The sequence below is a fragment of the Sedimentitalea xiamensis genome (genome assembly GCF_030164465.1).
Taxonomy (GTDB): domain Bacteria; phylum Pseudomonadota; class Alphaproteobacteria; order Rhodobacterales; family Rhodobacteraceae; genus Sedimentitalea; species Sedimentitalea xiamensis.
Window position 1 is genome coordinate 94,381 of sequence record NZ_JASNJE010000010.1, and the last position, 11,229, is coordinate 105,609.

At 72.8% G+C, this 11,229-nt stretch carries 8 protein-coding genes; all 8 read right to left on the reverse strand.

Going from position 1 to position 11,229, the window contains the following annotated elements; genetic code table 11:
* Position 1: 1 nt before the first annotated feature.
* From QO034_RS10465 to QO034_RS10500, 8 genes are read right to left on the reverse strand one after another with little or no spacing between them, the layout of a single operon-like run.
* The gene (locus QO034_RS10465; protein ID WP_284485478.1) at positions 2 to 3,247 is read right to left on the reverse strand and encodes a hypothetical protein; all 3,246 of its coding nucleotides are present in this window, start codon (positions 3,245 to 3,247) and stop codon (positions 2 to 4) included.
* A complete protein-coding gene (locus QO034_RS10470; RefSeq protein WP_284485479.1) occupies positions 3,244 to 5,796 on the reverse strand; it encodes a baseplate J/gp47 family protein in 2,553 nt (850 codons plus the stop codon). The genes QO034_RS10465 and QO034_RS10470 overlap by 4 nt, the downstream gene beginning before the upstream one ends.
* Positions 5,793 to 8,207: a baseplate J/gp47 family protein gene (locus QO034_RS10475; protein ID WP_284485480.1), complete on the reverse strand. Its 2,415-nt coding sequence runs from the start codon at positions 8,205 to 8,207 to the stop codon at positions 5,793 to 5,795. The genes QO034_RS10470 and QO034_RS10475 overlap by 4 nt, the downstream gene beginning before the upstream one ends.
* A complete protein-coding gene (locus tag QO034_RS10480; protein WP_284485481.1) occupies positions 8,204 to 8,602 on the reverse strand; it encodes a GPW/gp25 family protein in 399 nt (132 codons plus the stop codon). Before QO034_RS10480 ends, QO034_RS10475 begins: the two co-directional genes overlap by 4 nt.
* A 9-nt stretch (positions 8,603 to 8,611) precedes the next feature.
* Positions 8,612 to 9,082, reverse strand: a complete 471-nt coding sequence (locus QO034_RS10485) for a hypothetical protein (RefSeq protein ID WP_284485482.1) — start codon at positions 9,080 to 9,082, stop codon at positions 8,612 to 8,614.
* A 4-nt stretch (positions 9,083 to 9,086) separates the two neighbouring features.
* Entirely contained in the window at positions 9,087 to 9,767 is a 681-nt protein-coding gene (locus tag QO034_RS10490) for a phage baseplate assembly protein V (RefSeq protein WP_284485483.1), read from the reverse strand.
* Entirely contained in the window at positions 9,764 to 10,909 is a 1,146-nt protein-coding gene (locus QO034_RS10495) for a hypothetical protein (protein ID WP_284485484.1), read from the reverse strand. The genes QO034_RS10490 and QO034_RS10495 overlap by 4 nt, the downstream gene beginning before the upstream one ends.
* 34 nt (positions 10,910 to 10,943) lie before the next feature.
* Positions 10,944 to 11,222, reverse strand: coding sequence for a hypothetical protein (locus QO034_RS10500; RefSeq protein WP_284485485.1), 279 nt, complete (start codon positions 11,220 to 11,222; stop codon positions 10,944 to 10,946).
* Positions 11,223 to 11,229 lie beyond the last annotated feature (7 nt).

Genomic DNA, 11,229 nt, shown 5'->3' on the forward strand with positions numbered 1-11,229 from the left:
GTCAATTCTCGCGGATCAGCCCTGTGCGCAGACCCGCGGGGGTGTGTTCGGCAAGCCGCCGGCTGACGGCGCGTTCGATTTCGGCAATGCGGGCGCGGTTGAACGCGCCCATTTCCGCCCCGTCCGAGGCCCCGGTCAGGATGCGGCTGTCGGTTGCGCCGCGCAGGCGCAGATAGGCCGGGTCGCGCCGGTCGAGACTGACGAAACGGGGGAAGACGTCGCGGACCACGCGGTGCTTGCGCGGGGTCTGCCCGCCGGGCGACAGCATCGAATAGCGGATGCAGCCTTCGAACCGTTCGCTGGCAAAGACCGGGTGCCGCAGGATGCTGTCGGACATGTCGACCTGCTGCGCCCGCACCGGGCCCAGAACGGTGCAGCGGTCCATGGTCAGGTCGGCCCGTGGCGCGGTCAGCGCATCGGCCGCGCCGTCGGCGCCGGCGTCCAGGATACAGTCGGCCAGGACGATCTGCCCCGGATCGGTCAGGAGCAGCGGTCCGAGGACCGCGTTCCGGGCGTCCATCCGTTCGACCCCGGTGTCTTCGAAGAAATGCACCGCGAGCGCCAGGTCCGGGTGGCGGACGGTCACGAAATTCAGCGCCAGGCGCTGCGCCTGCGGCAGGTCCAGCGTCAGCGCAGCGGCGCTGGTCAGGGCCAGCCCGGTCAGTTCCAGCCGCCCGTAGCGCAGCGTGCCGGGCACCGATGCGGCGATCTCGATCACCGGCAGCGTGTCGCGCGCGGCGCGCAGGATCAGTTCGTCCGGGCCGTCGGGCCAGGTCAGGGTCTGGCCGGGATGAAACCGCGACTCCGCGATCTCGACGATCTCGCGCGGCAGCGGATCGGCGAGGATTGCGGCAAAGGCATCGTCCAGCGTCCGGTGCAGGGTCTGCCCGGCCAGGCCGGGCGCGGCCCCCGGTCCGAGATGGCCGGCGGCGGAGACGATCCGTGTCGGCGGCTCCGGCGCGCGGGCCAGCGCGCGGTCATGGTCGATGGGCAGCGCGCCGATGGCCATGCTGGCGCCGACCTGCATGTCGACGCTGACCGCGGCGGGCGCGGCGACCGGCCCGGCGGGATGCGGCTGCGGTTCCTCGCTCGCGGCGAAGGCGAAGAGCCCGAACCGGGGGTCGAGATCCAGCCGTCCGGGGGGTGTCGGGTCCAGCACGTCGGCACCGGATTCGTTCTGCCAGGGGCACAGCCTGCGCCAGCGCGCGATGCGTCTTTGCGGCGCGACCGGCCCGGCCAGCGGCACCGCCTGCCCGAAGGCGCGGCGGCGCAGGATATTGGTGCCCGCCGTCCAGGTGGAGCCGTCGCGCCCGACCTGCACCGCGGCGCTGTGGGCGACGATCGGGGCGGGGCCGCGCGGCCAGGACGGCAGGTCGCCGGCATCGGCGCGCAATTGCGGCGTGTGGATCAGGACCGCGCGCCCGTCATGGCCGGTAAAGCCGATCTCGGCGGGGCTGAGCCAGGAATTCGCCCGCTCGCTTTCCAGCCGCAGCGCGAGGGCGAGATCGGCGGGGTTGCTCTGCACGATATCGGCCAGTTCGGCCATCCGGGCGGGCAGGTCGGCGACGGGGCTGCCGTCCGCGCCGAGCGCCTCCCAGGTTCCGGCGGCGGGATCGCCCCCGTTCCAGACCAGCCGCAGCATCGGGCGGAACTGCCGCCCGAGCGCCGCGAAGGACAGCGCGAAGACCAGCGCCGAGGTCTGGCCGTTGCCCATGTCGGAATTGCCCGACGGGCGCATCGCGCGGCCGCCGTGCAGCACCACCGGCGCCGCATGGGGCGCGGCCAGCGGCGCGGCGAAGGGGCGGCGTTCCGCCGTGGCCGGGGCTTCCGGCCACACCGGGCCGACGGGGGCTGCGGCGACGGCGCGGGCGGGCAGGTCGCCGCCGGCCATCGGCAGGTCGATCCCCGCCGCGCCGCCGGACGCGGCCTGGTGCAGCGACCCGTCCGCGCCGATATAGAACCACCGGCTGCCGGTGATCCGCAGCGCCGGAACCCGCAGGTAGAGCGCCCCGGCGAGATAACCTTCCTGCGCCAGTTCCGCCACCGCGCTGGCGTGGCGCGCCCGCAGCAGCCCGCCGGTCACGCGCAGCACCGCCCCGGCAAAGGACCGGCTGGCCGCGCCGCCGGTGGTGGTCAGCCGCAGCATCGCCACCGCATCCGGCGGCGCGGCCCCGTCGGGGCCGGCGGATGCGACCGGACCTGTCAGGTCGATCTCGATGGCGGCGCGGCGCACCGCGGCGGCGGCGTCCGGCAGGCTGCCCGACAGCGGCGCCGCCATCAGCGCGATTTCCACCGGCCCCGAGGTGCGGGCGCCGTCATACTCCATGACCTCGATCGTCGGCGCGGTGGTGAGCAGCGGTTCGCCCGCCGGGCGCAGGCGGGCCGTGCGCAGCGCCGGTTCCGCGGCGGCGGCGGCGGGGAGGTTGGCGATGCGCACCGCGAACCGCCCGTCGCGTCCGAACCAGTCGCCGGGGCGTTCGGCAAAGATCTGTTCGGGCACCCGGTCGCTGCGCAGGCTGTCCTGCACGCCGGTGGTCCGCACCCTGAGCGCGCGCCAGGCGTTTTCCGCGTCAAAGGCAAAGCGCAGGTCGCCGGCCCCGTCCGGCAGGCGGTGCGGGCTGGCCCCGTGCAGCGGGTAAAGCTGCGTCAGGTGGGTCCAATGGGCCATGTGCCGCGGGTGGACGCGGCCCGACCGCGCGGTGATCGGGCGCGGATCGACGGTCCTGGCGAGGGTTTCCAGCGGTCCGCCGATCCGTTCCGCCACCGACGGCGGGTGCAGGTCGGGCGTCGTGCGCGACAGGCGCAGGATGTTCAGGTCCTGGGTGATCTGCACCAGTTTCCAGCCTTCGTTGCTGGCCACCAGCCGGTCGGCGAGCGTGCGCGCCAGATCCTGGAGCATCGCCGGCGTTCCCTTGCGCCGCCGCCGGGCCACCGCGCCGGACAGGTCGCGCCGGTTGGCTTCGGGGTCGCCGAACACGAGGTCCAGGCCGATGCTTTCGGCCAGCAGCGGCAGCATCGCGTCGCCGGCGGTATCGACGAAGACATCGGCCTGGAGTTCCTCGATGCTCTGGCGCAGGGCGGCCAGCGGCGCGGCGAGCACGTCGACGAAGGCCCGCAGGTCCCGGTCGCCCGGCGGCGTCGCCCCCGCCGCCTTTTCGTCCTGCGCCTTGAGATAGGCGGGCAGGTGCGCGTAAAGCAGCGCCGCGGTGCGGGCCAGCTGGTCGGGATCGTAGCGATAGCCGGTCATGCCGCGCCTCCGTCGGGATCGGGGATCAGGGCGCCGGGATCGACCACGTCGGTCACGAGGTCGCTGGCGCCGAGCCGCAGCCATTGCCGGTCGGTCGCGTGCAGGATGTCGGCCACGCCGGTTCCCGGCAGGATCGCGAAGCGGGCCGCCTCGACACCGGTGACGCCGTCGAGGTCGAGGATCCGGCTGTAGAGGCCCGAGAGCGACTGCGGCTGCGAAAACGACCGCGCCGCAAAGGTGAATAGGCCGGGGGCGTCGGGATCGGCGGACAGCAGCCGGTCGCGCACCGCCTGGCGCACCGCGTCGGCCAGCCATGCCCGGTCGCGTTCCACCCGCAGGGTCAGGCCGATGTCGACCGGCTGCGGCGTCAGCAGCGCCAGCGGGATCTGGGTATCGCGTCGGGCGTCGAGAAAGGCGCGCAGGCCGGCGCTGTCGGCGGGCGCGGCCCCGGCGGCGTCCGCCGCGATCAGTTCGATCGCGCCCCGGTCCAGCCAGCGCGCCGCGGCCCGCGCGACACCCGGAAACAGCAGCGCCAGATCGGCGTGGTCCTGAAGGGACACCGCCCGGTCGAAGGTGAGGATCGGCCGCGTCGCCTGGCGGCGCATGTCGTCCGGCCCGGCGGGATCGGCGCCGCCGGACAGGGGCAGCGGGTTCGTCACCCCGCCGAGGATCGGCGACGCCTTGCGGATGCGCGTCAGCCGCCCGGCTTCGGCATCGCCGATGCGGCCCAGCCCGCTGCGGTATTCGGCGGTGATGTTGCGCGTGCCCGACGGCGGCACCGCGCCGCGCCCTTCGCCGCCGAAGCGGAGCGTAAGTTGCTGGTCCGCGTCCGCGCGGGCCGCCGCGACCCGGCCTTCGGGCGGGATGGCGTGGAAATCGTCGACCAGGTCCCAGAGCACGCCGTTGACCCGCACCTCCAGTTCCAGGCGGCTGCCGGTGGCGTCGCTGATCCGGGTGACGCCGGGTTTCTTCAGCGGGAATTCCTGATGCGGGGTCACGCCGTCGGATGTGCCCAGCACCTCGGCCGTGGATTCACCGTGGCTGACCGGCACCGCGTTGGCGTGGATGACCACGTCCCCCATGGCGAAGGACGACGCCACCGCCCCGTCCCGGAAACCCAGGATGACCTGCCAGCCCGTGGCGACGGGATCCAGCCGCTGGATCGCCGCGGCGGCGGCGGTCTCGTCCGAAACCCGGCGGACGATGACCTGCCGGCCCGGTGCGATGCCGTCGAGGTCGGCATCCAGCACCACGGTCGCGGTCAGGGGCGCCGGGTTCGGCTGATCCGGGGCGACGGCGATGCTGCGCGTCCAGCCCATGTAGACCGTGCCGTCCAGCGGCAGGCTCGTCCAGCCGAGCGCGCTGCCGCCGGTGGTCGCGAGGTCGAGCAGGGTGGCGCGGGCGCTGACGCTGCGTTCCACCAGCTGCGTGGTCGGAAAGTTCGCGGGCGGCGGATCCGGTTGCGGAATCGCGAGCAGGGCGCCGGTCCGGAAGCTGACCGCGGCCTCGCGGCTTTGGGTGACGACCAGCGGGCGGGTGTTCGCGCCGCGCACCAGAGCGATCTCCGCCCCCGGTTCCGGCGCGTCCACCGCTTCGGCCAGGATCAGGCTGTCGCCCGGCGCATAGCTGCCGGAACTGACCCCGGTCACGCTGTAGCCGCGGCTGTTGGGACTGGTGGCGGTCGGCGTGACGTAGAGCGACGGGTCGGCGACCTGGGCCGGCGGGAACGTGACCGGGTCGGCCGCATGGCCGAACACGCGGGCCACCGTGTCGGGGCGGGCGAGGATGACATAGGGATCGCTGGCGGAATAGGGAGGCCAGGTCCCGGTGCTTTCGCCGGCATGGGACAGGCGGCGCAGGCGCAGCGACCGGGCCATGCTCTCGACCACCTCGCAGACCGCGCTCTTGCCCTGCCCGCGCAGCAGCACGATGTCGCCCGTCGCGAGTCCGGGCGGGGCCGTGACCGGCAGCGTCACCAGGTCGCCGTCAAAGACCACCGGCGTCGGGTGGCGCGCCGCGACCGGCCGTATCTCGTTCCAGCCGGCCCTGACCTCTGCCGCTTCCAGCGTTTCATAGGTCTGGGACTTGATCGCCCCCTTGGGTTCGGACTGAAGCGCGAAATGCGCCGGCACCTCGCCCGACAGTCCCGGCTTGACGGTGAAGACCGCAAGACCGGTGGCCGCGACCCCCTGATCGGGCACATAGGCCAGCTTGCGGCCATGCCGGATCAGGCTGTCGGCGCGGGTGGCGGTGCCAAGGAAGGCCTCGGCGGCGTAGTGGCTTTGGTGTTCGCCGAGGATATGGGCGAAGAGCGCCGGGATCTCGACCAGGGTGCGGGCGAGGCCGCGGTCCTTGCCGGGGATCTCCACGATGCCGGGCGCGAGCCGGTCGGCGCTGCCGGGAACGGCGACCCCGTCCGGGTCGCGGGCGAGCGCCTCGGCCAGCGCCACCAGATCGGCGAAGCGCGGCCCGAAATAGGCGGTTTGGCCCTGTTCGGTGTCGATGCCGCGCGGCGAGGGCGCGGCACGGGGGATGGGCGGACGGCTCATGGCGTGGTCTCTTTCGCGGGTTCGGGGGCGGGGCCGCCGACGACGAAGGCGGCGGGCGGATCGACCGGGTCGATGCCCTGGATGCGCAGGGTCAGGCGGCCCCGGTCCGGGCGGGCGTCGTTGCCGGCGAATTGCGCGATCTCCGTCGGGCCGAGCCGGATGGCGCGGCGCACCGGGTCGGGGCCGGCGTCCAGCAGCGGGCGGAAGGCCAGCGCCCGCACCGCGCCGATGGCGGGCTGGCGCTGCACCGCAGCCAGGATGTCGGCGAGCCGCACCTCGGCGCCGAAACCGATGCGCGAGCGGTGAAAGAAGCCGGGCCGGGCGGCGGTGCCCGGCACCAGCGCCGCGCGGGCCTGGTCGCGCATCGCCCCGGCGCCGGCCCCGTCAGCCGGGCAGAGCAGCAGCGCGATGTCCAGCGGCACGTAGTCGGGCGGGCGCACGACATGTTCGCGCCCGGCCATGCGCAGCCCGTCCACATGCGCCCAGACCGCATCCGCAAGTTCCGGTGGCAGGGTGTCGCCCTCTTCGGGCGCGACCAGCAGCGCGATGGTGTTGAAGATCCCGCCGAGCGGCTTGGCCGCCGCCTGCGCCACGCCCGGAACGGTTTCGGCGGCGCGGCGGTAATCCTCGGGCGTCACGCAGCGTTCCAGCGCCGGGTGGCGGATGCTTTCGGGGATCAGGTCGCGCGCCACCTCGGCGGATACCGGACGGCGTCCGCCGCTGGCCGCCGTGATGTTGGTCGTGGCGATGACCGCGAGCGCCGCGATGTCGTCGTTTCGCGAATCCCCGTCCGGGAACCGGCCGACCGAATTCAGCGCGAAGGCCCCGATGTTGCCGGCCGCCGGGTCTCCGCGCCGGTAGCGGGCGACGATGGCAACGCCTTGCAGGGGCAGGGCGCGGCCCCGCACCCCGTCGCCGAAGATCAGCCAGACGGAGCCGTCGCTGTCGCGTTCGGTGGAAAAATGCCGGTCAAAGCCGGAAGAGGTGCGCAGGTTCGGCTGCCAGGTGAAGGCGGCATCGCCAACGGTGAGCGAAATCGCCGGGCGCGGCGGCGGACCGGGGTCCATCAGCACCTCGCCCTCGGGCGTGCGCAGGGCGCGCAGCAGCACCTGGCCGGTGGCGGTATCGCTGGCGCTGACCAGGTCGCGCCGTCCGCTGCCGAAGCCGATCATCCCGGCCTCGGGATCGGTTGCGGCGATGCGGGTTTCGCCATGCCGCGCGCCGATGACATTGGCGCTGATCAGGAGCGGCAGGCCGGAGGCGTCGGACCAGGGCTGAAACGCCACCGCCGAGGGCGCGTCCCAGCACAGTTGCGTGACCTGCACCGGCGCGACCGAGGGCGGATCGGACGGCAGGGCCGCCCAGCCCGGCGCCTCGAATTCGATGAGATCGGTCAGGGTGGCCACATGGGTGCGCGCGCCCTGCACCAGCGCGATCCGCTGGCCCGGCGCAAGTCCGCGGTCCCAGCCGAGAACCAGCAGCCCGGTGCTGCCCGCCGGCAGCACCGCGTCGGCGGCGCCGGGCCAGGCCGCCGCCAGCAGCCCGGATCCGTCGGCGGGATCGGCCAGCCCGGCGTTCCAGCGCGGGTCCAGAAACACCGCGTCCAGCGTTTCGAACCGGGTGGTGACGCGCCCGCCCTGTTCGCGCCGTTCCAGCGGCGTGCCGGCGGGCAGGTATCCGGCCTGGGCCACGTCGATCGCCACGACGGTCCCGGCGGTCCGGCCCTGGTCAAGCTCCAGCCCCAGGAAGGCCGCGTGCCGGGTCAGCGAGATCCGTTCGCGGGCGGTGTCGACAAAGGCTTCCTGCACGACCCGGTCCTGGTGGATCGACAGCATCTCGGCGTGATGCGCCAGCACCTCGATCAGGGTCGCCTCGATCGAGGCGGGGGCGAGGTCGGACCAGTTGGGATCGGTGGCGCGCACCCAGTCCTGCGCCACCTTGAGAAACCCGGCGTAATCCTTGGTCGCCATGTCGATGGCCGGGTCGGGGCCGGTCGCGGGTGCCTCCGGGGCGATGTCGGGGCGGCAGTCCCCGGCCGGGCAGTCGATGTAGAAATCGAAGACCCCGCCGGCGAAGAACGGGTGCAGCGGGTCCGCGCCGCCGGAGTCCAGCGTGACACGGTGCCGCCCGCGCGGCAGACGCCCGGCGGCGGGCTGCGCGAACCGCACCAGGATGACCGTGTCGCCGTCGCCGACCGAGACGGTGAAGGCCGGGGCCGGGCCGTCCGGACCGCGCAGCAGCAGGTCGCCCGGTTGCAGGCCGTCGGCGGGCCGGATCAGCTGCACCCGCAGTTCCGCCGCGATCCCCGCCGGGGTCGGGTCGGTGAAGTTCAGCGCCTCGATGCCCTGCCAGCCGCCGCTGCCGATCTCCGCCTGGTCCCAGACCAGCCCATATGCGCCCGGCCCGCTCACAGCACGATCTCCAGCCGGTTCTGGCTGCGGTCGGCGCGGCGGGTGTAGTCGATGGCGATCAGCACCGCGCCTTCGGGCGAATCGAACCGGACCTCCACGTCCTCGAGGATCGCCTCGGGGCCGAGATCGCGGTCCAGGGTTTCGCGGACCCGGTATTCCACCGCCATCCGGGCCAATGGGGACAGGTTCTCGAACACCGACCGGCTGAGCCCGGCGCCGAAACCGGGGCGCATCACCCGTTCGCCGGGGGCGGTGAACAGGATGGCGACGATCTTGGCGCGCAGATGCGCGTCCGGGTCCGGGGTTTCGGCGATGCCTTCGCGCTGCTGCGCCACGTCCATCCGGGCGAGCCGGGGGCCAAGGGCGAAGGGATAGGCGATGAACCGGTCAGACATGGCGTTTCCTCAAGTGACGGGCGCGGCGAAGGGCGGGATCATGAAACTGACCAACGAGGTGATTGCCAGCAGGTGGATCGCCGTCGCGATCATCTGCGCGCGGCTGTCGCGGTCTAGGTCGAGCACCGAGAACGCGGTCCCGATCATCATGGCGGCGGGCGGCTGGGCGATCGGCGGAGACGAGAACCCAGGTCCGAAGGACTGCCCGGTCATGTAGACCGCCACCCCCGTGGCCAGCAGGTTGCCCGCCGCGGTCGGGTTCTGCGCCATCAGTGCCGGGGTCGCCAGCGCGGTCAGGATCGGGCGGAAGGCCTGTGCCGTCGTCACCGGGAACGGTCCGGCGAGGGCGGCGGAAAACCAGGTCGTGACGGTCCCGGCGAACTTGTCCGCCGATTGCGCGACGCTGTCCGGATGCGGGCCGGAGTCGTCCATCAGCCAGTCTGCGGCCAGCATGTCGGACAGTTGGGACGGGTTCAGCATCGCATCACTCCGTACTGGACACGCGCGACAGGTGCTGCGCGGTCATCGGTTGCGCGGGCGGGCCGGATGGACCGACGCCGGTGGGGTGGGTGTGGCTGTTGAACAGGGTCTGGAACGCATCGCCCAGCACCAGTTTCTGGCCGGCGCTGTCGCCCAGCTTGATGGTGTCGGCCTTGATCGTGACCTCGCCCTGGGCGGTGATGCGGATTTCGGCACCCGCGGCCTCGGCGACGACCACCACGCCGCCCTCGTCGTCCAGCGAGATCAGGTGGCCCGCCGAGGTGCGCCAGACGTTCTGGCCGGGTCCGGCCGGGCTGTCGGCACCTTCGGGCGCTTCGGAGCCGCTGGCGGTGCCCAGGTCGTCCTGACCGCCGGTGGAGCCGGGCGCCCCCCAGAAGGTGCCGGCCCAGATCGGGCGGGTGAGATCGCCGGCCTGGAATTCGATCCAGACCGTGTCGCCCACGTCGGGCAGCGCGAAGAACCCCCGGTTCGCGCCGCCGCCGACCGGCGCGGCGGGCACGGCCCAGCCCGATGGCGTGTCCTCGCCGAAGATTTCCGGCACCCGTGCGCGCAGGCGGCCGACGCCGCTCGGATCGTCCACATCGGTGACGATGCCGGGATATTTCCCGTAGTAGCGGTTTTCCACCAGCCGTTCGAAAGCGCGGGCGAGTTCGTCCAGGGTCATGCGGCCGGCTCCTCTTCGGCGGAGCGGCCGAAATCTTCCTGCCCGGTGCGCCCGAGCGCGTTGGACACGGCGACGAAGGTCTGGGTGAGTTCGCCCTGCTGCATCAGCGTGCGCACGGAGCGGACGTAATAGACCCCGGACAGCCGGTCGCCGACGCCCTTGATCAGCACCGGCGCATGCGGGCGCAGCAGGTTGCGGTAGAGCCCCGGATCCAGTTCGCCGCGCGCCTCGATCACCTGGCTGTCGGCGGCCATCTGCCCGGCGGCCTGGGCGTTCAGCGCGGTGTCGCGCGGAATCGCCCCGCGCAGGAACCGCACCGGCGTCACGGATGCGGCGCGGGCCAGCCCGTCGGCGGCGGCCTGCGCGAACAGCCGTTCGCCCAGCACCGGCACGCTGGTCTCGGTATCCACCCGCACCAGCCGCTTGGCCAGGGTGTCGATTGCCGCTCCGACGCGGCGGGCGGGCCGGTCATGGGCGACCTGGAAATCGATCCAGGTCAGGTTGGCGTTCTCGCGCAGGACGGTCAGGTCGGCCTGCGGTTCGGCGGCAAGATCGGGCGGGCCGAAGTAACATTTCGGAGTGCCGTCGGTGGGATCGACGGTGAAATGCACCGCAAAGCCGTTGCGTTCCGCCAGCCGGTTCAGGAACGCCCAGTCGGTGCCGCGCTGGATCAGCATCTGGTCGTCCTCGGCGGACCGGACATCGCTTTGCCCGGCGTCGATCGCCAGCCCGTAGCGGCCCAGGATCTCTTCGGCGGCATCGGTGTCGGAGGCGTCCGGGTAGCTGGCCACCCGTTCTTCGGCATTGAGCAGGATCGCCGGGTCATGCGCCACAATGTCGAGATAGGAATTGGCCTCGATCGCCTCGAAATGCGGGCGCAGGTAGGCGAGATAGCCGGTGAACACGCGCTGGTCCGATCCCCCCGGCGCGGCCAGCGACAGCGACAGCTTCGTGCCCGGTTCCATGCCCTCTGCGTCCAGCAGCGGATAGGTGCCGTCCGCCCCCTGCGCCAGCGAGAAGCGCAGGCGCATCACCCCGATGGCGTCGTCGCCCTGGCGCAGATCCAGTTCGGTCAGCCGCGCCGCGGCGCGGGCGCCAAGCGGCATGTCGTCTCGGTAGATGGCAAATCGGGCTGCGGGCATGCGGTTTCCTGTTCGTCCTTTCCTGCTGCGGGGTCTACTTGTCGGGCGGGATCGCGATCGGCGCACCGGGTTCGACCACGTCGAACGGGTCGATCTGGTCGCTGGCGTCGGCGATTTTCCAGAGCTTGGCGGGGTCGCGGTAATAGCGGGCCGCGAGGCTGTCGAGCCGGTCGCTGTCGGTGGCGGTGGTCGAGAACACCGACTCGCGGTCGGGGCGGGGGGTCTGGCCGATCAGCTCCACCAGCGACCCGTCCCGGCGCGGCCAGCTGACGCGGGGGGATTTGACGTATCGGCTCTTGCGGTCGACGGGCATGGCGTCC

Excerpts from the sequence above, each read along its gene's own strand:
- QO034_RS10465 (WP_284485478.1), bottom strand. The coding sequence starts at position 3,247 with ATGACCGGCTATCGCTACGATCCCGACCAGCTGGCCCGCACCGCGGCG.
- QO034_RS10470 (WP_284485479.1), bottom strand. The coding sequence starts at position 5,796 with ATGAGCCGTCCGCCCATCCCCCGTGCCGCGCCCTCGCCGCGCGGCATC.
- QO034_RS10480 (WP_284485481.1), bottom strand. The coding sequence starts at position 8,602 with ATGTCTGACCGGTTCATCGCCTATCCCTTCGCCCTTGGCCCCCGGCTC.
- QO034_RS10485 (WP_284485482.1), bottom strand. The coding sequence starts at position 9,082 with ATGCTGAACCCGTCCCAACTGTCCGACATGCTGGCCGCAGACTGGCTG.
- QO034_RS10490 (WP_284485483.1), bottom strand. The coding sequence starts at position 9,767 with ATGACCCTGGACGAACTCGCCCGCGCTTTCGAACGGCTGGTGGAAAAC.
- QO034_RS10495 (WP_284485484.1), bottom strand. The coding sequence starts at position 10,909 with ATGCCCGCAGCCCGATTTGCCATCTACCGAGACGACATGCCGCTTGGC.
- QO034_RS10500 (WP_284485485.1), bottom strand. The coding sequence starts at position 11,222 with ATGCCCGTCGACCGCAAGAGCCGATACGTCAAATCCCCCCGCGTCAGC.